This window comes from Streptomyces sp. NBC_00525, assembly GCF_036346595.1.
Classification (GTDB): Bacteria; Actinomycetota; Actinomycetes; order Streptomycetales; family Streptomycetaceae; genus Streptomyces.
This window is the reverse complement of sequence record NZ_CP107834.1, coordinates 265,633-285,827: the sequence shown is the minus strand read 5'-3', so window position 1 is coordinate 285,827 and position 20,195 is coordinate 265,633. Positions and strand designations below refer to the sequence as shown.

The following is a 20,195-nucleotide window of genomic DNA, read 5'->3' as shown; positions in this document are numbered from 1 at the left end:
GCATGCCTCTCCAGGGCGAGTACGAGCCGAGTCCCGCACAGTGGGTTCGCGACCAGGTCGAGCAGTACGAGAGCTCGGGCGGTACGGAGGGCACGACGATGCGCGGCATGCCGGTCATCGTCCTGACGACCGTCGGAGCCAAGACCGGGAAGATCCGCAAGACCCCCCTCATGCGCGTCGAGCACGACGGCCTGTACGCCGTGGTCGCCTCCCAGGGCGGCGCCCCCACGCACCCCGTCTGGTACCACAACCTCCGGGCCGACCCGCGCGCCGAGCTCCAGGACGGGCCGGTGCGCCGGGACATGACGGCCCGTGAGGTGACCGGCGAGGAGAAGGCCCAGTGGTGGGAGCGGGCCGTCGAGGCGTTCCCCGACTACGCCGACTACCAGCAGAAGACCGACCGGGAGATCCCGGTCCTCGTCCTGGAACCCGTCGACGGCGGCCACTGACCGCGTCGGGATAGTGTCCGGCTCGGCCCCCTGAGTGGTCGGGGCCGAGCGGAAGGATGCCAGGACCAGATGACAGACAATTCCGACCTCGTCGCCTTCGTACGAGCACGCCTGGACGAGGAGGAGGATCTCGCGCGGGCGGCCGGCGGCGAGCGCTGGCGCTGCCCGGCCGACATCCCCGGCGAGATCCACGACCGGAGCGGCGCGATCGCCTTCACCCTGCGCGCGCACGGCCACGAGTACGACCGGCACATCGGCCGGCAGGACCCGGCCCGCACGATCCAGCGCATCGAGACCCAGCGGGTGCTCCTCGACGAGTACGCGGAGGTCGCCGCGCTCGACGTGGACCGGCCGGAGCGCGACTTCGCGTCCGGCCGGGCCTTCGGTCTCGGCTTCGCGGTCCGCCAGCTGGCCGCCGAGAACGCCGGCCACCCCGACTACCAGGTGAAGTGGCTGCCCCGCTTCACCCAGTAGCGGACCCGCCGCCGGCTCCGGGGCGGCTCAGAGCGCGTTCGTCCCGTGATCGCCCTTGGTGGTCACCTGGTCGCTCCGCTCCTGGAGCCGGCGCGCCTTGTCCATCAGCCGCTGCCGCTCCCGCGCGTCGGGGGCGCGGTCGGCGGCCTCCCGCATCTCCCGCGCCTTGGCCCGGATGCGCTCCGCCCGGCCGCCCGTCTCGTCCGCAACGCTCATGATCACTCCCGGTCTCGTAGGAGAGCCCACCCCTCCAGCGAATCAGCGCGCCCGCGCCTCCGCATCCCGAACGGGGGCCGGTGCGGTGTCCGAATGTGACAGGGAACCGTCATTGCGGCCACCGTCCCGACTGGCGACGATGGACCCATGTCCAGCGCACACCGCGTCGTCATCGCGGTCTTCCCCGGCGTCGATCTCCTCGACGTGTCCGGCCCCGCCGAGGTCTTCTCCCTCGCCAACCGGGTCTCCGGCGGCCGGGCCGGCTACCGGGTCCGGCTCGCCGGCCCCGAGGCGGGCGAGGTGCGGACCTCGGCGGGCGTACGGCTCCTGACCGACCTGACCTTCGCCGAGGTGGGCCGGGACGTGGACACCCTGCTGGTGCCCGGCGCGGTGGACATGACCGACGAGGGGCCCGTCCCCCGGATCGACCGGGACATCGTGGCCTGGGTGCGGGAGACCGCCCCGCACGCCCGGCGGGTGGCGTCCGTCTGCGTCGGCGCGCATCTGCTGGCCGCGGCCGGGCTCCTGGACGGGCTCACGGCCACCACCCACTGGTCCACGGCCGCCCGGCTCGCCGCCGCGCACCCGGAGGTCACGGTGGACGCCGACCCGATCTTCGTCCGCGCCGACCGGGGCAGGGTGTGGACCGGGGCCGGCATCAGCGCCTGCCTGGACCTCTCGCTCGCCCTGGTGGCCGAGGACCACGGCGAGGACGCCGCCCTCGCCGTCGCCCGGCAGCTGGTGATGTACCTCAAACGGCAGGGCGGGCAGAGCCAGTTCTCCGTACCGCTGAGCCGGCCGGCCGCCTCGCGGCGCGACATCGACGAGCTGCGGCTGTGGATCGCCGACCATCTCGACCGGGACCTGTCCGCGCCGGTGCTCGCGGCGCGGATGTGTCTGAGCGAACGGCATTTCGCCCGCGTCTTCAAACAGGAGACCGGACTCTCGCCGGCCGCCTATGTGGAATCCGCCCGCGCCGAGGCCGCCCGCAGGCTCCTGGAGACGACCGACGACCCGCTCGACCGGGTGGCGGCCGCCGCCGGGCTCGGGTCGGCGGAGACCCTGCACCGCGTGTTCCGGCGGCAGATCGCCACCACCCCCGCCGCCTACCGCCGCCGCTTCCGCACCACGGCGGCCTGAGACCCGAAAGCTCCGCAACCACCCGCCCCAATCGGCGAGTTCACCTTTCCCGGCACGGCGGACGGCTCCGCCATGCCCCCGTACAAGAGAGGCACACCCACCATGACCACGATCCAGCCCTCCGCGACCCTCCGCGAGGTCTCCGGCCTGGACGCCCGGCTGCCCCGGCTGAGCGAGTCCGTCCTGATCCTCATCGACGTCCAGAACACCTACCGCACCGGCGTCATGGCCCTGGAGGGCGCCGAGGAGGCCGTCGCCGCCTGCGCCCGGCTGCTGGAGCGGGCCAGGGCGGCGGGCACCCCCGTCGTCCACGTCATCCACGACGGGGGCGACGGCTCCCCGTACGACATCCGCGAGCACATCGGCGCCCTCTGCGACGAAGTCGCCCCGCGGGAGGGCGAGCCGGTGGTCGTCAAGCACTTCCCGAACTCCTTCCACCGCACGGAGCTGGAGAAGGAGCTGACCGCCCTGGGCGCGGAGCCGGGCAGCGGCAAGGATCTGGTGCTCGCCGGATTCATGGCCCACATGTGCGTCACCCACACCGCGCAGGGTGCCTTCAACCTGGGCTACCGGCCCGCCGTCGTCGCCGAGGCCACCGCCACCCGCAGCCTGGCCGCCCCGGACGGCACGGTTCTGCCGGCCGCCGCACTCAAGACCGCCGCGCTGACCGCCCTCGGCGACCTCTTCGCGCCCATCGCCCCCACCGCGGACGCACTGCCCGCCTGAGCCGGAGCGGCCGCACGAAGAAGAACGCCGGGATGCCCTCGGGGCATCCCGGCGTCACGTCGGCGGCGAGGAAAGCGGAAGGACTAATTCATGAAAGGAATGGAGAAGGAAGTCCCTCCATGGCCTCGCCACGGGCCACGTTAGCAGTCAGGCGGGGATCAGGTCGCGCAGATTTTCCGGGGTGACGACCACCGAGTCCGGGTGCAGCCCGTCGGGGCGTACCAGACCGATGTACGTGACCGGCCCGTCCGGGACCGCCCCGCCGTCCCACAGCGTGACCTCCGTCCCGCGCCCCTCCAGCAGGGCGGCGATGTGGCCGACCGTCAGGTACTCCCGCTCCACGATCCCGCGCAGCAGGGACGCCACGGTCACCCGGTTGCCCTCCACCCGGTTGGAGTGCGGCTCGCCCGCCAGGTACAGGTGCAGCCACCTGGCCCGCCAGCGCCCGTCGGGCCCGCGCAGGAACGCCAGCGGCAGGGCCACCGCGCCCGGCCCGCGCAGCTCCGACTTCATCCGCACCGTACGCGGCTCGAAGGGGCGGCCCGCCTGCTCGGCGTCGCGCGTCATGAACCCGAAGAACGACTCCTCGACGGTCTCGAAGTTCTCCCCGGAGTAGATGTTGACCTGCGGCACGATGAAGTCGCCGCGCACGGTGTCGAGCCGCAGGTTGATGAACTCCGATGCCCCCTCGGGCGCCTCCGTGACATCGCCGGAGTGCTCGCCGCCGATCTCGGTGAGCGCGGTGTACGACAGCCAGCACAGCGTCTCGTAGCGGGAGTCGAGCATCAGCGCGGACAGGTCGAAGTCGGTGTCCCGCCGGGTCTGCTTCCAGTACACGAAGAACCGCAGCAGTTCACCGTCCACGGGCGTGAGCGAGCCCCGTGGCAGCACGCCGAACCCGCCGGACGCCGCCCTGCCGCTGAGCGGCAACGCCACGTCGAAGATGTCCGGATCGACCAGCAGCCGCCCGGTCTCCGGCAGCCGCCGGGCCACCTCGGCGTCCAGCGCGGCCACCAGCCGGTCCCGCACCGCCTCGGGCAGCGGCGCACGGGAGTCGCCGGTGACCCACGCACGGGCGCGCCGGTTGACGAAGAACCGGCCCTCGTCCCGCACGGGCCCCCGGTTCCGCAGGTGCTCGCGGACGGACAGCAGCACCCGCCCCGAGACCCGCGGAGCCACCCGCACCGCCGCGGCCACCACCGCGTCGTGCTCCTCGTCGGTGCGGCAGGTCCTCAGCAGCCGGTCCAGGGCGCGCATCAGCATGCCCGGAGCGGACGTCAACAGCCGCGCCGCGCCCGTGACGTCACCGGCGGCCAGCAACTCTTCGACCCGGCTGCCGAAGGTCCGGGCCTCCTTCTCACCGCGTGCCACGGCGAACACCTCGGCGGCGTACGGCCGATCCGGGTACTCGTGCGGATGCAGACGCTCACCGAGGCGCTTGAACTCCTCGCGGTGCGCCGCCACATCGGCGAGCTTCGCGGGGGACGCCGCCACGACCGCCTCCAGCCCGGCCAGCAGTGCCCGGCGCACCGGCCGCGAGAAGGAGCGGAACCGGGTCGGCGTCGTCAGGGTCACATCGCCGTCGCTCAGCGCGCAGGCCAGCCTGAGCACATCGGTGACGGTGTCCAGCAGCGGCTCCCGGCCGGCGGTGAGCCGCGCCCGGTTGACGACGGCCCGGTTCTCCCGCACGGGCATGGTCTCCGGCTGCGGCCCGTCCACGCAGTGCGCGGCGAGCACCCCGAGGTCGTTCAGGTGCTCCTCGCTCAGCGGGGTGGCGCTGCCGGCCAGGGCGAGGTAGAGCGAGGTCGCCTCCTCGTCCGGCGAGCCGCCCAGGTGCAGGACCGTCAGACGGTCGCCCGCGGCCCCGGTCAGCTCGTCGTGGGCGGCGAGCATGTCGTCGTAGGTGTGCTGGTAGCGGCCGTACGTCGGCAGCGTCAGCAGGTTGACGGCGCCCTCGCTCAACTGCTTGAGCGTGCCGGGCCGGGTGGTCTCGTCGAGCAGCGCGTCGGCTATGCACTGCCACCAGAAGTCGATCGTGTTCGGGACGTTCGCGGGGAAGTCGATGAAGTACGAGTTGTGCCGGACGTGATCGCCCACCATCTCGCGGACGACGTCCAGGGTGTGCCGGGCGGTCTCGGCCACCGTCCTCGCGGAGAGCGCGGACAGATGTTCCAGTGCGCCGCCCGAGAGCTTGAAGCCCACGGACATCAGGGCGGTGTCGAACTGCCGTGCCGCCACCTCCCCTTGGCCTGCGGGGCCGGTGGGAGCGGGCAGTCGATGGGTGTGCCGGACGACCATTGCGTCGAGAGGGTGGGACATCCGGGCATGATCGCAGAACCGGTGGGGGAGGGGCATGCGAGTTTCCCCGCCCCCGGTCCTGCGTGGTCCACGGCCCTGCGTGGCCGCCGCCCGGCCCGGTCCCGGCACGGTGTCGGTCCGCCGGTCAGCCCTCGACGGAGGTGGTGGTGAAGCGGTCGCCGCAGATGCGGACCTGCGGATCGCGCAGGGTGAGCGCCTCCTTGGAGCCCGGAGGGTAGACCCGCAGATAGTCGGCCCGCTTCCAGCAGCCGCCGTCCGCGATCCCCCGGTTCAGCGTGTGCAGGAAAACGTGTGCCGTCTTCCCGGGAGCGAGCACGGTCGGCCCCTTCGCGGCACCGTCCCGCTGGGCCGGTACGCCGATGACGCCGCCGTCCCGCTGGATCAGGGACACCCCGGGGAAGCCGTTGAGGGCGCAGGAGCGCGCCGACTTGTTGACGAAGGTGAGCCGGTAGTACACCTGCCCGGCGCCCCCGTCCGCCGGCCGCACGCCCATGCCCAGGCCCTGTGCCGTGCACCGGCCGGGACCTGCGGCGTCGGCCCCCGTGTCCGGGTCCGGCGTCCCGGTCGCCGCGCGGGAGGGCGACGGGGGCGCGGGGGACGAAGCGGCGGCCGGGGAGGAAGCGGTGGCCGGCGGCTGCGACGGGGCCTGCGAGGGGTCGGTGTCCCCGGCGTGGGTGGCGGTCGGGGCGGTGGCCGGGCCGCCCGTCACGGAACCGTCGTCACAGCCCGCCGCGACGAGTGCGAGCGACATCATCGCGACGGGCACGAGCAGGCGGCGCGCACGCCGTCTTCCGGCCGCCCCGCGTCCGCGCGGACGAGGCGCGTGCTCGAACGGTCCGGGGGCGGCGGAGGTGCGAGTCAGTGGGCCCATGACGGACGCCTGCTCGGTTTTCGGTGCGCTCAACCTGATGATCTTGTATTGGCTCGGAGTCCCCGGCCTCCCTCAGCCGTCCTCGGCCGTGTCGCCGCCACCGTCGCCCGCATCCTCGTCCTCGTCCAGGTCCTCCAGGTCGTCGAGGCACTCCGCGGCCACCACCCCGGCGAACTCCGGGCACATCCAGGCCTCCGGACCGACGGGCTCGCCCTCCGCCGGAAACTCCTCCGGCGCGTAGAAATGCGGCAGGCCCGCCAGGAACTCCGCCCGGAACAGCTCCGGATGCGCTCCGGCGTGCGCGCATTCCGCGGGCCGGGGCGCGGCGGTCACGGCGCGCAGCACGGCCATCACCTCACGGGCCACCGGAGGCGGCGGGTACGGGTAGGCGTTGAACATCGACTGACAGGCCGTCAGCAGCAGCGCCACCCGCTCGCGCCCCTCCGCGAGCGCGTAGCGACGGGCCGCCCACAGGCCCAGGTCGTTCGCGTACTTCTCGTTGGAGGCGCGCGGGGCGATCCGGTCCACGATCACCGCGATGTCGAGCCGCCCGTCCGGGCGCAGGTACACATGGTCGAGGTCCGATGTGTCCCGGTGGCCGAACAGCTTCCCGCGCCGCTCGCGCAGCAGCCGCAGCGACTCCCCGGCGACCTCGGTCAGGAACACCGGGCACACCACGGTCTCCAGCGCGGCGGCACGTCCCGCCGCATGCCTCCGCTCGTACAGGCGGCGCCCGGCCCGGCTGCTCAGCATCACCCCGAGTTCCGCCGCCGCCGGGCCGCTGCGCGGCAGCTCCGCGTGGTGGTCGTGCGCGCAGGAGGCGCCGGCGAAGAACGGCAGGGCGCCCTCCAGCGCCGCCGCCAGGTCGTCGAGCACCGCCTTCCTGCGGATCGTGCCGGAAACGGCGTACCAGGTCACCGCCCTGACGATCAGCAGATGCCCGGCACGGTCCTCGGGGGCGGCGGTGGCCAGGCCCGACGCCTGCCAGGCGATCTCGTCGTTCACATCGGTCCACGGCTTGGGGTAGCCGTGCAGCAGTGCCGACAGGTCCGCCGCGGTGTGCACCGCCTCCAGCGGGAGACGCGGCGGGACGTCCGCGACCGTGTCCGGCTCGATGATGTCCAGGGCGATCCGGGCGAACCCGGCCGCGTTGCGCGGGCAGCTCCACTCCTCGCGGGACCGGCCCTCCGGCCACCGCAGCGCCGGGTCCCCGAGCGGGGCCACTCGGGCGGCCAGGCGCTTGTCGTCCTGCGCGCCGTGCTCCTCGAACGGGTGGGAGGCGTGCGGGCAGGGCCGTGCGCGCAGCGTCCCGTCGGCGGACCGGAGCGCCGACGTCACCCGCGATATGACGCCCGCGCCCGGCCTGGACGCCACATAGGGCGCCATCAGGACCAGCCCGAGCGCCCACACCGCGGCCGGTACGGCGCCGGGCTCGCCGGTGAGCCGGCCGGCGCAGTCCAGCGCGGCCTCGTCGTAGCGGTCGCTGCGGGCGCCCGAATACTTCCTGCGGATCTCGTCCCAGAGCGGGCCGGCCGCGTCCGGGGCCATGACGTCGATGTTCGGCATGATCCCGATGACGCGCGCAGGCGGCTGCGGGTTCCCACCCAGGCCCAGGGACCGCCCCACTGACCGCTCGTCCGCACCGCGTCGCACCGGCCGCCGTCCGGACGCGCCGGCTCACCCCCGGCCGGGGCGTACGACGGGCAGGCCGGCCGTCTCCGCGGCCTCGGCCAGCACCTCGCGGAGCATCGCCGGGGTGAGCCGGCCGGTGAAGACGTTGCGCTGGCTGACGTGGTAGCAGCCGAACAGAGTCAGCGGGTCGTCCGCCCCGTCCGCCGGGGCCAGCACCGCGCGGGCGCCGTGCCCGAACACCGGCCGGGGCCGGGGCACCCGCCGCCCGGCCCGCTCCAGGGCCGCCAGCGTCGCCTGCCAGCCGAAGCCGCCGAGCGCGACGACCGCCCGCACGGTGGGCCGCAGCAACTGGAGTTCGCGGGCCAGCCAGGGCCGGCAGGCGTCCCGCTCGCCCGGCGTCGGCCGGTTGGCGGGCGGGGCGCAGTGCACGGGCGACGTCACCCTGACCCCGTACAGCTCCAGCCCGTCGCCCGCATCCGTCACCGTGGACCGGGAGGCGAGCCCCAGCTCGTACAGCGTGGCGTACAGCAGGTCGCCGGCCCGGTCGCCGGTGAACATCCGGCCCGTCCGGTTCCCGCCGTGCGCGGCGGGCGCCAGGCCCGTGATCGCCAGGGAGGCGTCGGCGGGGCCGAAGCCGGGGACGGGACGCGCCCAGTACTCCCAGTCGCGGAACGCGGGGCGCTTGACGCGGGCGGCCTCCTCCCGCCACTCCACCAGGCGGGGACACGCACGGCAGCGCACCAGCCGCTCGTCGAGGGCGGCCAGCGAACGCGACCGGGCGGCGGCTCGTACGGGGTAGTCCTCGGCGGTGCACATGACGAACCCGAACCCGCTTCCCGTGTCCCGGTGGCGTGCTGCTCGACATGAGCGTACCCGGCGCGGATGCGACCATGGCCCTGGAAACGGCCCCGCTTGCCACGGAGAAGGAAGGGAATCCGGACCATGAGCGATTTCGCCGTAGGGGACCATGTGCGATGGAACTCCGAAGCCGGTCACGTCGAAGGCGTCATCACCGAGAAGCACACCCGGGACGTCGAATTCAAGGGCCGCACCCGGCATTGCAGCAAGGAGGAGCCGCAGTACGAGATCAAGAGCGACAAAACAGGCCACCTCGCCATGCACAAGGGCAGCGCGCTGAAGAAGGCCTGACGGGGCGGCCCACCGAAAGGGGCGAGGTGGTGCGGTGAACCGGATCTGCACGATCGGCCACTCGACACGGGAATTCGCGGAACTCGTGGAGCTGCTGCGCGAGAACGACGTCACCTGTCTGGCCGACGTGCGTTCGTACCCGTCGTCCAGACGGCTCCCGCAGTGGAACCAGCAGGCCGTCATCGACTCCCTGCCGCCCGACATCGGATACCGGTGGCTGCGGAAGCTCGGCGGGCGCCGCCACACCCCCAAAGGCGTACCGACCGTCAACGGCGCCTGGCGGGTCAAGGCCTTCCGCGACTACGCCGACTACATGGCGACCGACGAATTCCGGGAGGGTCTGGACGAATTGCTGGCCCTCGCCGAGGACGAGCGCCCCGCCATCATGTGCAGCGAGGCCGTGCCGTGGCGCTGCCACCGCCGGCTGATCACCGACGCGCTGATCGTCGCGGGCGCGGAGGTCGTGGACATCCTGTCATGCACCTCGACACGGCCCGCCGCCCTCAACGAGAACGCCCGGCTCCACGACGGCCGGCTGACCTACCCGCCCCCCGACTGAGGGGCCGCACCGGGCCCGCCGCCCGAGGTCCAGGGCCGCAACTTCTCCGGATTGCGCACCGCCCAGATGCGATCGACGCGGCCCCCGGCGAGACCGAACGCGGCCACGGTGACCGTGACCCCCGCGTGCTGGGCGACCAGTCCGGGCCGGCCGTTCACCGTGCGCTCCAGCAGCACCAGATCGGGCAGCCTGTCCACGAAGTGGCACAGGTACTCCGCGAGCCGCACGCCGCCCTCCACCGGCCGCAGGGCCGCCCCGGCCAGCCCGCCGCCGTCGGTGACCATCACCGCGTCCGGGTCGAGGAGGCCGACCAGCGCCGCGATGTCCTTGGCCTGCCACGCCTCCTTGAACTCCCGCACCAGCGCCGCCTGTCCGGCCGCCGGACCGGTGTCCGTCCGGGCGTCGCGCAGCCGCCGCCGGGCCGACGCGGCGAGCTGCCGGCAGGCCGGGGCGCTGCGGCCGACGATCGCGGCCACCTCGGCGAACGGATAGCGGAAGACGTCGTGCAGGACGAATGTCACCCGCTCCGCCGGGGTCATGGACTCCAGCACGACCAGGAACGCCATGTTCACGGACTCGTCCAGGGTCACCCGGTCGGCCGGGTCCGCCGGTTCGTCCCGGCCGCCGCCCGTGCGGCCGCCGGGCCACTCCGAGCGGTCCGGCAGCGGCTCCGGAATCCACTCGCCGACGTACCGCTCCCGCCTGATCCGGGCCGAGCCCAGCACATCGAGGCAGACCCGGCTCGCCACCGTCGTCAGCCACGCACCGGGGGAGTCGATCTCCGCCTGCCGCGCCGGGGGCATCGCGTACCAGCGGGCGTACGTCTCCTGTACGGCGTCCTCCGCCTCGGCGACCGAACCCAGCATCCGGTAGGCGAGGTTCATCAACTGCCGGCGCTCGCCGATGACGGCGCTCAGCTCCGGTTCGGAAGGTGTGCCCATCGTGTGACCTCCCTCGGTTCCCGTCGTCGGTGTGCAGTGTACGAATGGGGGGCCGGCCGGGAATTCCCGGCCGGCCCCCCATTCCGTAGGGAACGAACTACCAGCGGTACCAACGGCCACGCTTTCCACCGCCGCCAACCGGCCGGACGACGAAGCCGAGCAGCCACACCACCAATACGGCGACGGCTATCCACCACAGAGCCTTCAGGGCGAAACCCGCTCCGAAGAGAATGAGTGCGAGCAGAAGAACCAGAATGACCGGAACCATGAATATCAACCTCCGAAACCTCGGATGCCCCGACCCGCCCCCGGTACTCCTGGAGAATCCGCTCCGTTTCCATGGGTGTGGAACGCATGGCTCCGGGTAGTCGCAGCTTCGCGCATGCGCAAGCAGCAGCTGTCGGACGGAAGGGGAACGATCGCGATGCCGATAACCGAGTCTGTGCAGGTCGCACCGGCGGAACTCCCGGAGATCGCCGACCCGTCGAAGGTGGCGCCCAAGGACGCCCGCGCACTCAGCAAACTGTTCTTCGACCGGTTGCAGACCCTCGAAGAAGGCACGGCGGAGTACCAGTACGCCCGAAACACGCTCATCGAGATGAATCTGACCCTGGTGCACTTCGCCGCCGCCCGGTACCGCAACCGGGGCAACGGCCAGATGGAAGACATCATCCAGGTCGGCACCATCGGGCTGATCAAGGCCATCGACCGCTTCGAACTCAGCCGCGAGGTCGAGTTCACCTCCTTCGCCATCCCGTACATCGTCGGTGAGATCAAACGATTCTTCAGGGACACCACCTGGTCCGTGCACGTCCCCCGGCGACTCCAGGAGCTGCGAGTCACCCTCGCCAAGGCCAAGGAGGAACTCGCCTCCGCGCTCGGCCGCGAGGCCACCGTCGCCGAACTGGCCGAACGCCTGGGCATCGGGGAGGAGGACGTCATCGAGGGCCTGGTCGCCTCCAACGGCTATACCGCGCACTCACTGGACGTACCGCTCGACGGCGGCGAGGGCGACAGCGCCGGCGGGGTGACCCGCACCCACGCCGACATCACCGGGGAGTGCGATCCCGGCATCGAACTGGTCGAGAACCTGCACGCCCTGGCGCCCCTGCTGGAAACGCTCGACGAGCGGGAACGCGCCATCGTCCGGATGCGCTTCGGCCAGGAGATGACGCAGTCCCAGATAGGTGAACGCCTCGGTCTGTCCCAGATGCATGTGTCACGGCTGATCGCCCGCATGCTCGGCAAGCTCCGCGAGGGCATCCTCGCCGAGGACTGACCGCCGCTCAGGAGCCCTACCGGACGCGCGAGGTGCGGGAGGACGACTCGTCCTCGTCCTCGTCGTCGTCCGAACCCGGCACATGGACGTCCGTGACGTTGATGTTGATCTCGACGACTTCGAGACCGGTCATCGTCTCGACCGCGTCGGTGACCTGCGTTCGGATACGGTGCGCGGTGTCCACGACGGGGGCGCCGTACTCGACGACGATGTCGACGTCGACGGCGGTCTGCTTCTCGCCGACCTCCACCTTGACGCCCCGTCCGGGGTCGCTGGACCGGGACACCTTGTCCTTGACGGCTCCGAGCGCTCGCGTCGGGCCCTTGCCGACGGAGTACACCCCGTCGGTCTCCCGTACCGCGATGCCGGCGATCGTCGACACCACGCTGTTCGCGATGGTCGTCGTTCCTCGCGTACCGCCCGCCGTGCCGCCTTCCAGCCGGGTGCCGCTTTCGTTGGTCGCCATGAGTTCCTCACACGGAAGCTTGTCGGGGGAGTGGGGGACGCCGGACGGAATCCGCTTCCGCCGCGATCCGCGCCCTCCTCCACTCTCCTCCGGCACCCGCGCACCCGCCATTCGGGTGGCCGCGGCCGGGGCGCGACGCGGCGCCGCCGTTCCCGACCCATCCATAGACACTGTCTACCCACCTCTGGTAGACAGTGTCTATGGACCACTCATCCTCCCTGCGGGAGCGGCTGATCGACGCCGGCGTCGAACTCGTCACCGCCGAGGGCTCCGCTGCCGTCGGCCTCCGTGAGATCGCCCGTCGCGCGGGCGTCTCCCACGGCGCCCCGCGCCGCTACTTCCCCACGCACCACTCCCTGCTCTCCGCCATCGCCCGGCGCGGCTTCGCCGACCTCGCCGCCCGGCTCGCGGCGGCGACGAACGACCCGCGCACCCCGCGCGGCCGGCTGCGGGCCCTGTCCGAGGCGTATCTGGAGTACGCGCGGGACAACCGAGGCATGTTCGAGCTGATGTTCCGTCACGACCTCCTGGACAGCGAGGCGCACGCCGACGCCACACCGCCCGAAGCCGGCACACCCGTCCCGCCGCGCCTGCGCGACTCCTCCCTCCCGCTCTTCGCCGGACTCGTCGAACTCGTCACCCTCGACCGCGCCCACCGCGCCGCCCACGCCGACACCGGACCCTCGAACGACCCGGCACCACCGTCCGCCGTGACCGCCGCCGCCCTCTGGACCAACCTGCACGGCCTCGCCGTCCTCCGGGCCGGCGGCGGCCTCCGACTCGCCCTCGAAACAGCGCTCCCCGACGCCGGCGACGGGCCCGACCCGCTCGTGTCGGCGGTGCTCGACGCCCATCTGGGCCGGGTGCGGACGTGACGACCACCGCGCTACGGCCCCGAGCCGCACTCCTGGCCTCGGTGGCGGGAGCCATGATCGTCGCCCTGGACGGCACGGTGCTGCTCATCGCCCAGCCCGACCTGCGCGCCGATCTCGGGGCGACCGTCTCCCAGGTCCAGTGGACGAGCACCGCCTATCTGCTCTCCGTCGCCGCCTTACTCGTCATAGCCGGACGCCTCGGGGACCGGTACGGACACCGGCGGCTGCTGTTCCTCGGCGTACTCGGCTTCGGCGCCGCCTCGGCCGGGATCGCGCTCGCCCGGGACATCCACGTGGTGATCGCCCTGCGCGCCGCCCAGGGCGTGTTCGGCGCCCTCCTGCAGCCGGCCACCCTCGCCCTCCTCCGGCTCGTCCACCCGGCCGACCGGCTGGGCGGCGCGATCGCCCTGCGGACCGGCGCCATCGGCGTGGCCGCGGCCGCCGGACCGGTGCTCGGCGGACTCCTCGTCACCCACTGGGGCTGGCGGGCCGTGTTCCTCATCAACGTCCCGGCCGCCCTCGCCATCGCCGCCCTCACCCTCGCCGTACGGACCCCGGACGTACCGCGTGCCGCCGCCCGCCGCTTCGACCTCACCGCCGGCGCACTGCTGGCCGGCGCGCTCGCCGTCCTCGTCCACACCCTGGCCGGAGTCCCCGACCACGGCTGGACCGGCGCCCGCACCGGGCTCGGGCTGCTCCTGGGCGTACTGCTCGGGGCGGCGCTCCTCCGCCACGAACGGCGCAGCGCCCATCCGGTCGTGCCGCCGGCCGTGGCCCGCTCGGTGCCCGTGACGGCCTCCATGGCGCTGCTGCTCACCACCTCCGGCGGGCTGTTCGGCGCGCTGTTCGCGGTCACCTTCCACCTTCAGCAGGGGCTCGGCCTCGACCCGCTGGCCGCCGCACTGCGCTGCCTGCCGATGACCCTGCTCATGATCGCCGGAGCGCCCGCCGCCTCGGCCGCGCTCCGCAGATTCGGGGCGCGCCGCACCGCGCTCACCGGCCAGCTGTGCGTCGTACTCGCCGTGCTGGCTCTCTCCCGGCTGACCCCGGCGACCTCCTGGCAGGAGACGGGCCTCGTGTTCGCGGTGCTCGGCGCCGGCTTCACCGCCGTCATGGTCACCGCCACCGGGACCGTCGTCGGGGACGCGCCGCCCGGCTACGCGGGAGTGGTCGGCGGCCTCAAGCAGACCGCCATGAACGTGGGCCCGACCCTCGGCATCGCGGTGGCCGCCGGACTCATGCCGCTCACCCCGACGGCCCACGGCGCCCCGGCACATCCCGCCCTCTCCGTACCGGACCTCGCCCTGGACCGGGCACTGCCCGCGGTGGCGCTGCTCGCCGCGCTCGGGCTGATCCCGGCCCGGCTGCTGCCCCGGCGCTGACCCGGCGGGCGTCCCCGCCGGCCGGCCGCTCGCGTCGTGGGCGGCGGCGCGCGCCAGTACGCTGCCGAAGGACCATGTCCCATGGACGAGGAGCGACCCGATGGACCTCCGTCTGAGCACGATCGGCCGGGAACAGCACCTGGCGTTCGTCGAGAGCCTGCCCTCGGCGAGCCACACCCAGGTCCCCTCCTGGGGCGAGGTGAAGCCCGACTGGCGGGCGGAGAGCCTCGGCTGGTCCGACGCCGGCGGGCGCCTCGTCGGCACGGCCCTCGTCCTGTACCGGCCGCTGCCGAAACTCAAGCGCTACCTCGCCTACCTCCCCGAGGGCCCGGTCATCGACTGGTACGACGACGACCTCGGCCGGTGGCTCACCCCGCTCCTCGGCCACCTCAAGGAGCGGGGCGCCTTCACGGTGCGGATGGGCCCGCCCGTCGTCGCCCGCCGCTGGGACGCGGCCACCGTCAAGGACGCCATCGCCGACCCCGGCACCCACCGCCTCGGCGACGTGCCGCCCACCGAACAGGACCTGCGCGCCGCCGCGCTGACGGACCGGCTGCGCGGCACGGGCTGGCAGCGCGCCGGCGGCGACAGCGAGGACGGCTTCGCGGCGGGACAGCCGCGATACGTCTTCCAGCTCCCCCTCGCGGGCCGCTCGCTCGACGACGTCCGAAGCGGCTTCAATCAGCTGTGGCGCCGCAACATCAAGAAGGCGGACCGGGCCGGCGTCAAGGTCGTCCGGGGCGACTACGCGGACCTGGACACCTTCTACGCCCTCTACACCGAGACCGCCGAACGCGACCGCTTCATCCCCCGCCCCCTGCCGTACTTCCAGCGCATGTGGAAGGCGCTCACCGCCGAACACCCCGACCGGATGCGCCTCTACCTCGCGGCACACGACGGCGATGTGCTGGCCGCCGCCACCATGCTCACCGTCGGCGGCCACGTCTGGTACTCGTACGGGGCCTCCACCGGCCGCAGGCGCGAGGTCCAGCCCAACAACGCCATCCAGTGGCAGATGATCCGCGACGCCCATGCCATGGGCGCGCACGTCTACGACTTCCGGGGCACCACCGACACCCTCGACGAGAGCAACCACCTGCTCGGCCTGCTCCGCTTCAAGGCCGGCACCGGCGGGCAGGCCGCCGAGTACGTCGGCGAGTGGGACTACCCCCTCAACAAGGTCCTGCACAAGGCGCTCAACCTCTACCTGGCCCGGCGCTAGACCCAGCAATCAGCGCCCGGCGCCGGGCCCGGCCCCGCCGGCCCGGTCACTCCTCCTCGCCGCTCTCCAGCGCCTCCAGCGGCCGGACCGCCGGGCCCTGGAGGACCGTGCCGTCCACCGCGAACCTCGACCCGTGACACGGGCACTCCCACGCCGTCTCCGCCGCGTTGAACGCCACCAGGCACCCCAGATGCGTGCACCGCGCGGACACCGCGCGCACGGTGCCGTCCGGCTCCCGGTACACGGCGCGGCGGCGGCCCTTCACCCGCACCACCGCCCCCGACCCCGGCGGGATCTCGGCCACCGAGTCCACGTGGCCGACACGCAGCCGGTCCCCGACGAAATGCCGCGCCACCTCCGCCTGCGCGCCCAGCAGCGACGGCGCCTCGCGCACCGCGCTGCCCAGCCGCCGCGGGTCGTACAGCTCCGCCCACGGCGGGGCCGGCGCCTCCGTGACGAGCGCGGTCAGCAGCCGCCCCGCGACCACCCCGCCGGTCATGCCCCAGCCGCCGAAACCGGTCGCCACGAACGTGTGCCGGGCCCCGATGTGGAAGGGCCCGATCAGCGGGACCGTGTCGCTGGGATCGTTGTCCTGCGCCGCCCACCGGTACGCGGTCGGCCCCACCGGGAACCGCTCGCGCATCCAGCCGTCCAGCCGCCGGAACCCCTGCGCGGGGTCCCCGGTGCCCGGAGTGAAACTCTCCCCGGTCACGATCAGCAGCCGCCGGCCCTCGTCGAGCGGTGTCGAGCGCACCGACCGCTTGCCCTCGTCCTCCGTGATGTACATGCCCCCGGGCGCCTCACCGGCCTCGATGGGCGCGGCCACCACCAGCTCCCGCCGGGGCGACAGTCGGGCGAACAGCATCGCTCGGTCGAAGACCGGGTAGTGCGTGGCCACCACCACGTTCCGGGCCGTCACCGCCCGCCCCGACTCGACGGTCACCCGGCACGGTGTGCCCTCCGTGAGCCCGGTGACCCGGCTGCGCTCGAAGATCCGGCCGCCCCGCGCGATCAGGTCCGCGGCCAGTGCCAGCAGATACTTGCGCGGGTGGAACTGGGCCTGGCCGTCCGCCCGGACCGCCCCGGCGACCGGGAACGGCAGCTCCGTCCCGGACACGTACGAGGCGTCGAGCCCGGCCTCGGCGGCGGCGCGCGCCTCCGCCTCGACGGCCGGGAGCGAGGCGGCCGAGGCCGCGTAGCTGTACGCGCTCACCCGTTCCAGGTCGCACGCGATCCCCAGCTCGCCGACGATCGCGGCCACCCGCTCCACCGCGTCCCGCTGCGACGCCGCGAACAGCCGGGTCGCCTCCGCGCCCCTGGTGCGCCGCAGCCGGTCGTACACCAGTGAGTGCAGCGCGGACACCTTCGCCGTGGTGTAGCCGGTGACCCCGGCGGCGATGCGGTCGGCCTCCAGCACCACCACGTCCCGCCCGGCCCGCGCCAGCTCCCAGGCCGTGCTCAGCCCGGCGATCCCGGCGCCGATCACCACCGTGTCCGCGTCGGTGTCCGAGGCCAGGTGGGCGTGGTCCGGTGTGCCGGTGCTGTCCATCCAGAAGGACTCGTCCAGCCCCGGCAGAGGGCGAGGGTCGGTCATGGTTGCTCTCTCCATCGTTCGCTGATGTGCAGGCCCGCTGTCCGGCCGCCGTGTGCCCGGTCGGAGACGGCCATGACGCACACCACTGCCGCATCGTGCCCTGCGTCATACGGGGCGGCCGCGACGGCGCAGTACGCTGCACGCCGACCCAGCACCCGAGGGGACGTCCCGATGCCCGCAGACCTCGCCCCGCTCATCGCCGCCACCACCCAGTGGCTGACGCGCGCGTTCCCCGCCGGTGGCGGCCCGCTCACCGCGGCCCTGGCCGAGGCGCAGGCCCGCCAGGCGGTCACCGTCGCCACCTGGCTGCGCTACCCCACGGACCTCGACGCCGCCCTCGTGACCCTGACCGGCCCCGGCGGATCGGCCCGCCTGGACGAGGTCACCGGCGGCGGCCACCTGCAGGCCGGGCCGCAGGACCTGGCCTGGCGCAGCTGGGTGGACGAGGTCGTCGCCAGCTGGGCCGCCCATCTGCTCACCGCGCCCGACGCGGCGAGGGACGCGGTGAAGGCCCTCGACCGGTGCGCGCACACGACCGCGGGCCCCGCCGAGTTCCGCCGGCTGACCGACCCGAGCGCGCACGACCTCGCGGCCACCGCGCTGATGCGCCACCCGGACCTGCTGGAGCCGATAGCGCGCCTCCACCACGCGGACCTGCTCGACCGGCTGCGCCTGGGACCGGCCCGCGCCCGCTGAGCGCGGCGAAGGCCCGGCCGGGCCGCGGGGACGGTGTCAGCCCCTGCCGCGGCCGCTCAGCAGGTCACGGGCCCGGTCGACGAGCCCGGCGCCGGGGCCGAGGATCTTGAGACCCGTGGGGCTGTCGGGGGCGGAGGGGTGCGGGCGGGTCGGGGCGGTCTTCTTCGCCGTGCGGACCTTCTCGCCCAGCTCGTCCAGCGCCTCGGGGGAGCAGGCCGCCGCGAGCAGCGGGAACAGCCGGTTCTCCTCGTCCCGGACGTGCTCGCCGACCTCCAGCTTGAGCTTCGCCACCAGGTGGTCGAACTGCGGGTCGTCCGCGGACAGCCCCTCCAGCTCCTTGAGGTGCCGCTCCACCGCGGCGTGGTCCTCCAGCTCCTTGTCCGCCATGTCGTCGCCGTCGTCCACGAACCGGCGGACCGCGGGGTAGAGGTGCATCTCCTCCGCCACCGAGTGGCGGACCAGCTCGATCGTCAGCTCGTCGGCGAGCTTCCTGCGCTGCTCGTCGCCGACCGGCTGCGCCTCGATCCGCGCGAACAGTTCGTCGACCTCGCGGTGGTCGGTGGTGAGTTCCGCGATCACATTTCCGCCGTGTCCCATCAGTGAAACCCTCTCCGCTGGTGCGGTGTACGCCTGTGTGCTGCGAGCCGAAGTCAGCTCACCGTTCCACAGGGGTACCCCCGAACCTGACCAACACACGGAGCCACGCCCCACTCCGGTCAGGCTGGCGTAACGCCGTCCTCCGGAACGGTGGTGCCGGGCGGGGGAGTGGGCGTGTCCGCACCGGCCGCCGTACCGAGCGGCCATGCCGCGATGTCGCGGTAGCGGATCTGCCCGGCGCCGCGCCCCGGGTTGCCGCCCACCAGATGCAGGCGCTCGGCGGTCCACGTCCGGCCCCGGAACTCCGTGAGCCGCGCGGCGATCTCGCCGGCCGAGGTGTGGTCGCCCCGGCGGACCCGGGCCAGGGTCAGATGCGGGCGCAGCGGCCGGCTCTCCAGGACGATGCCGCAGCGTTCCACGACGCCGCGGACGCCCGCGGCGAGGCCGTGCAGCCCGTCGAGGTCCCCGGCGATCCCGCTCCAGGCGACGCGCTCGTCGAAGGTGCCGCCGCCGTGCAGCGCCAGCCGGGGCGCCGGACGGGTCGCGGCCAGCTCCGCGAGGGGTGGGCGCAGCAGCGCGGCGGTGGCCACCGGGAGTTCGCCGAGGAACGCCAGGGTGATGTGCCAGTCCTCGACACGGTTCCACCGCACCTGCGGGTGCGTGGCGTAGACGGGGCGCAGTTCGCGGACGAGTTCGTCCTTCGCCGGGTTGGGCGGGGCGAGGGCGATGAACACGCGAACGGTGGTGGGCGGCATTTCGTCGGTCACACCGCATTGGTACCGCACGGGCGGGAGGCCGTCGCCGCCGGGTGGTGGCCCCGCCCCGGAATCCGACCTGACGCTGAGTAACAGCAGAGGCCATTACTTGGGTATGGGGCGCGTACCCGGCGCACGGGAGCGCGGCGTGATCGGCGCGAAACCGAGGGAGAGAGGGCGTACGCCGGCGGATATCCGGATTTGCGCGGGTCGTAATTATCGAAACATGCACAATCGGGACACCGAATGGCTGAATATTTCCGCAGTGCCGGGGTTGGCATATGTCCCTGGCCGGTCTTCGCGCACGTCGTGGACGTACACCGCCATAAGTAATGGGCTGAATTCGTCTCTTCCGCTGTCGGCGGTCATCTATGGTGATTGTCGTGAACGGGCGAAGCCGGAAGACCGGCCCGCCATCGGCGTCGCCTCGGTATACCGAGGCGTAACGTATCTCCGTCCCGCGCGGCCGAAGCCGTGCGGCGGGGGTGGGGGACCGGTGGCGAGGTGTGGTGAATCCCGCGAGGCAAGCCTGCATATATCTGTGGAACACGTGGTGACGTGTGGGAAAAACAACTGGGGGGACGGTCGTGACCAATCCTTTCGATGACGAGTCGGGTCGGTTCGTGACGCTGGTCAACGACGAGGGGCAGTACTCGCTGTGGCCCGCGCACATCGAGGTGCCGGGCGGGTGGAGCGTCGGCGGCCCGGAGGGCTCGCGTCAGGAGTGTCTCGACGCCATCGAGGCCGCGTGGACGGACATGCGGCCCGCCGGCCTGGTCCGGGCGATGGAGGCCGACGCCGGATAGGGCCGCGCCCGGACCGTCGCGCCGTAACGGCCGCCCGGTCCGGGCCG

General features: G+C 73.2%; 23 protein-coding genes. 12 read left to right on the top strand and 11 right to left on the bottom strand.

Annotated features, from left to right (window positions below; all coding sequences use genetic code 11):
* The first annotated feature begins 2 nt into the window (after window positions 1-2).
* Both OG710_RS01215 and OG710_RS01210 read left to right on the top strand, forming a co-directional pair.
* The gene (locus OG710_RS01215; protein ID WP_330237676.1) at window positions 3-449 is read left to right on the top strand and encodes a nitroreductase family deazaflavin-dependent oxidoreductase; all 447 of its coding nucleotides are present in this window, start codon (window positions 3-5) and stop codon (window positions 447-449) included.
* Window positions 450-518: 69 nt separating this feature from the next.
* Window positions 519-923, top strand: coding sequence for a DUF6221 family protein (locus OG710_RS01210; RefSeq protein ID WP_111334971.1), 405 nt, complete (start codon window positions 519-521; stop codon window positions 921-923).
* 27 nt (window positions 924-950) lie between these two features.
* Here the strand turns inward: OG710_RS01210 and OG710_RS01205 are convergent, their stop codons facing one another.
* Window positions 951-1,139: a DUF6381 family protein gene (locus OG710_RS01205; RefSeq protein ID WP_111335920.1), complete on the bottom strand. Its 189-nt coding sequence runs from the start codon at window positions 1,137-1,139 to the stop codon at window positions 951-953.
* 147 nt (window positions 1,140-1,286) lie between these two features.
* Between OG710_RS01205 and OG710_RS01200 the strand changes: the two genes are divergently transcribed.
* Window positions 1,287-2,279, top strand: a complete 993-nt coding sequence (locus OG710_RS01200; RefSeq protein ID WP_330237675.1) for a GlxA family transcriptional regulator — start codon at window positions 1,287-1,289, stop codon at window positions 2,277-2,279.
* A 102-nt stretch (window positions 2,280-2,381) separates the two neighbouring features.
* Window positions 2,382-3,005, top strand: a complete 624-nt coding sequence (locus tag OG710_RS01195; RefSeq protein WP_330237674.1) for a cysteine hydrolase family protein — start codon at window positions 2,382-2,384, stop codon at window positions 3,003-3,005.
* 147 nt (window positions 3,006-3,152) lie between these two features.
* Here OG710_RS01195 and OG710_RS01190 read toward each other — a convergent pair whose 3' ends face one another.
* The 4 genes from OG710_RS01190 to OG710_RS01175 all read right to left on the bottom strand — a co-directional run bounded on the left by OG710_RS01190 (window position 3,153) and on the right by OG710_RS01175 (window position 8,643).
* Window positions 3,153-5,324: a hypothetical protein gene (locus OG710_RS01190; RefSeq protein ID WP_330237673.1), complete on the bottom strand. Its 2,172-nt coding sequence runs from the start codon at window positions 5,322-5,324 to the stop codon at window positions 3,153-3,155.
* A gap of 124 nt (window positions 5,325-5,448) precedes the next feature.
* Window positions 5,449-6,228, bottom strand: coding sequence for a DUF4232 domain-containing protein (locus tag OG710_RS01185; protein ID WP_330237672.1), 780 nt, complete (start codon window positions 6,226-6,228; stop codon window positions 5,449-5,451).
* A gap of 39 nt (window positions 6,229-6,267) precedes the next feature.
* The gene (locus tag OG710_RS01180; RefSeq protein WP_330237671.1) at window positions 6,268-7,761 is read right to left on the bottom strand and encodes a hypothetical protein; all 1,494 of its coding nucleotides are present in this window, start codon (window positions 7,759-7,761) and stop codon (window positions 6,268-6,270) included.
* A 111-nt stretch (window positions 7,762-7,872) separates the two neighbouring features.
* A complete protein-coding gene (locus OG710_RS01175) occupies window positions 7,873-8,643 on the bottom strand; it encodes a uracil-DNA glycosylase (protein WP_330237670.1) in 771 nt (256 codons plus the stop codon).
* A gap of 126 nt (window positions 8,644-8,769) precedes the next feature.
* Here OG710_RS01175 and OG710_RS01170 point away from each other — a divergent pair, with 126 nt between their 5' ends.
* Together OG710_RS01170 and OG710_RS01165 are read left to right on the top strand one after the other, a co-directional pair.
* Window positions 8,770-8,976: a DUF2945 domain-containing protein gene (locus OG710_RS01170; RefSeq protein ID WP_239222230.1), complete on the top strand. Its 207-nt coding sequence runs from the start codon at window positions 8,770-8,772 to the stop codon at window positions 8,974-8,976.
* Between the two features lie 34 nt (window positions 8,977-9,010).
* Window positions 9,011-9,535, top strand: coding sequence for a DUF488 domain-containing protein (locus OG710_RS01165; RefSeq protein ID WP_330237669.1), 525 nt, complete (start codon window positions 9,011-9,013; stop codon window positions 9,533-9,535).
* On the opposite strand, the gene sigJ is transcribed toward OG710_RS01165, so the two are convergent.
* Window positions 9,517-10,476: an RNA polymerase sigma factor SigJ gene (gene sigJ / locus OG710_RS01160; RefSeq protein WP_330237668.1), complete on the bottom strand. Its 960-nt coding sequence runs from the start codon at window positions 10,474-10,476 to the stop codon at window positions 9,517-9,519. The two genes, OG710_RS01165 and sigJ, sit on opposite strands and share 19 nt — an antisense overlap.
* A 97-nt stretch (window positions 10,477-10,573) precedes the next feature.
* The gene (locus OG710_RS01155) at window positions 10,574-10,744 is read right to left on the bottom strand and encodes a hydrophobic protein (RefSeq protein WP_239222234.1); all 171 of its coding nucleotides are present in this window, start codon (window positions 10,742-10,744) and stop codon (window positions 10,574-10,576) included.
* 156 nt (window positions 10,745-10,900) lie between these two features.
* Here OG710_RS01155 and OG710_RS01150 point away from each other — a divergent pair, with 156 nt between their 5' ends.
* On the top strand, window positions 10,901-11,755 hold the full coding sequence (locus tag OG710_RS01150) for an RNA polymerase sigma factor SigF (protein WP_330237667.1): 855 nt from the start codon (window positions 10,901-10,903) through the stop codon (window positions 11,753-11,755).
* Window positions 11,756-11,771: 16 nt separating this feature from the next.
* On the opposite strand, the gene OG710_RS01145 is transcribed toward OG710_RS01150, so the two are convergent.
* Window positions 11,772-12,221, bottom strand: a complete 450-nt coding sequence (locus OG710_RS01145) for an Asp23/Gls24 family envelope stress response protein (protein WP_330237666.1) — start codon at window positions 12,219-12,221, stop codon at window positions 11,772-11,774.
* A gap of 200 nt (window positions 12,222-12,421) precedes the next feature.
* On the opposite strand from OG710_RS01145, the gene OG710_RS01140 reads away from it, so the two are divergent.
* The 3 genes from OG710_RS01140 to OG710_RS01130 all read left to right on the top strand — a co-directional run bounded on the left by OG710_RS01140 (window position 12,422) and on the right by OG710_RS01130 (window position 15,700).
* On the top strand, window positions 12,422-13,096 hold the full coding sequence (locus OG710_RS01140; RefSeq protein ID WP_330237665.1) for a TetR/AcrR family transcriptional regulator: 675 nt from the start codon (window positions 12,422-12,424) through the stop codon (window positions 13,094-13,096).
* Window positions 13,093-14,478, top strand: coding sequence for an MFS transporter (locus tag OG710_RS01135; protein WP_443064212.1), 1,386 nt, complete (start codon window positions 13,093-13,095; stop codon window positions 14,476-14,478). Before OG710_RS01140 ends, OG710_RS01135 begins: the two co-directional genes overlap by 4 nt.
* Before the next feature lie 100 nt (window positions 14,479-14,578).
* Window positions 14,579-15,700, top strand: coding sequence for a lipid II:glycine glycyltransferase FemX (locus OG710_RS01130; protein ID WP_330237664.1), 1,122 nt, complete (start codon window positions 14,579-14,581; stop codon window positions 15,698-15,700).
* 46 nt (window positions 15,701-15,746) lie between these two features.
* Here the strand turns inward: OG710_RS01130 and OG710_RS01125 are convergent, their stop codons facing one another.
* Window positions 15,747-17,294 (bottom strand): FAD-dependent oxidoreductase, encoded by a 1,548-nt coding sequence (locus tag OG710_RS01125; RefSeq protein WP_330237663.1) that lies wholly within the window; start codon window positions 17,292-17,294, stop codon window positions 15,747-15,749.
* A gap of 171 nt (window positions 17,295-17,465) precedes the next feature.
* On the opposite strand from OG710_RS01125, the gene OG710_RS01120 reads away from it, so the two are divergent.
* Window positions 17,466-17,990: a hypothetical protein gene (locus OG710_RS01120; RefSeq protein ID WP_330237662.1), complete on the top strand. Its 525-nt coding sequence runs from the start codon at window positions 17,466-17,468 to the stop codon at window positions 17,988-17,990.
* A gap of 36 nt (window positions 17,991-18,026) precedes the next feature.
* Here OG710_RS01120 and OG710_RS01115 read toward each other — a convergent pair whose 3' ends face one another.
* Entirely contained in the window at window positions 18,027-18,587 is a 561-nt protein-coding gene (locus OG710_RS01115) for a hemerythrin domain-containing protein (RefSeq protein ID WP_330237661.1), read from the bottom strand.
* 119 nt (window positions 18,588-18,706) lie between these two features.
* Window positions 18,707-19,354, bottom strand: a complete 648-nt coding sequence (thpR, locus tag OG710_RS01110; protein ID WP_330237660.1) for an RNA 2',3'-cyclic phosphodiesterase — start codon at window positions 19,352-19,354, stop codon at window positions 18,707-18,709.
* Between the two features lie 575 nt (window positions 19,355-19,929).
* On the opposite strand from thpR, the gene OG710_RS01105 reads away from it, so the two are divergent.
* Window positions 19,930-20,148, top strand: coding sequence for an MbtH family protein (locus OG710_RS01105; RefSeq protein ID WP_111335003.1), 219 nt, complete (start codon window positions 19,930-19,932; stop codon window positions 20,146-20,148).
* Window positions 20,149-20,195 lie beyond the last annotated feature (47 nt).

Coding starts and splice junctions, on each gene's coding strand:
- OG710_RS01175 (WP_330237670.1), bottom strand. CDS start 8,643: ATGTGCACCGCCGAGGACTACCCCGTACGAGCCGCCGCCCGGTCGCGT.
- OG710_RS01180 (WP_330237671.1), bottom strand. CDS start 7,761: ATGCCGAACATCGACGTCATGGCCCCGGACGCGGCCGGCCCGCTCTGG.
- OG710_RS01170 (WP_239222230.1), top strand. CDS start 8,770: ATGAGCGATTTCGCCGTAGGGGACCATGTGCGATGGAACTCCGAAGCC.
- OG710_RS01215 (WP_330237676.1), top strand. CDS start 3: ATGCCTCTCCAGGGCGAGTACGAGCCGAGTCCCGCACAGTGGGTTCGC.
- OG710_RS01210 (WP_111334971.1), top strand. CDS start 519: ATGACAGACAATTCCGACCTCGTCGCCTTCGTACGAGCACGCCTGGAC.
- sigJ (WP_330237668.1), bottom strand. CDS start 10,476: ATGGGCACACCTTCCGAACCGGAGCTGAGCGCCGTCATCGGCGAGCGC.
- OG710_RS01140 (WP_330237665.1), top strand. CDS start 12,422: ATGGACCACTCATCCTCCCTGCGGGAGCGGCTGATCGACGCCGGCGTC.
- OG710_RS01115 (WP_330237661.1), bottom strand. CDS start 18,587: ATGGGACACGGCGGAAATGTGATCGCGGAACTCACCACCGACCACCGC.
- OG710_RS01145 (WP_330237666.1), bottom strand. CDS start 12,221: ATGGCGACCAACGAAAGCGGCACCCGGCTGGAAGGCGGCACGGCGGGC.
- OG710_RS01130 (WP_330237664.1), top strand. CDS start 14,579: ATGGACCTCCGTCTGAGCACGATCGGCCGGGAACAGCACCTGGCGTTC.
- OG710_RS01190 (WP_330237673.1), bottom strand. CDS start 5,324: ATGTCCCACCCTCTCGACGCAATGGTCGTCCGGCACACCCATCGACTG.
- OG710_RS01195 (WP_330237674.1), top strand. CDS start 2,382: ATGACCACGATCCAGCCCTCCGCGACCCTCCGCGAGGTCTCCGGCCTG.
- OG710_RS01150 (WP_330237667.1), top strand. CDS start 10,901: ATGCCGATAACCGAGTCTGTGCAGGTCGCACCGGCGGAACTCCCGGAG.
- OG710_RS01200 (WP_330237675.1), top strand. CDS start 1,287: ATGTCCAGCGCACACCGCGTCGTCATCGCGGTCTTCCCCGGCGTCGAT.
- OG710_RS01120 (WP_330237662.1), top strand. CDS start 17,466: ATGCCCGCAGACCTCGCCCCGCTCATCGCCGCCACCACCCAGTGGCTG.
- OG710_RS01155 (WP_239222234.1), bottom strand. CDS start 10,744: ATGGTTCCGGTCATTCTGGTTCTTCTGCTCGCACTCATTCTCTTCGGA.
- OG710_RS01205 (WP_111335920.1), bottom strand. CDS start 1,139: ATGAGCGTTGCGGACGAGACGGGCGGCCGGGCGGAGCGCATCCGGGCC.
- OG710_RS01125 (WP_330237663.1), bottom strand. CDS start 17,294: ATGACCGACCCTCGCCCTCTGCCGGGGCTGGACGAGTCCTTCTGGATG.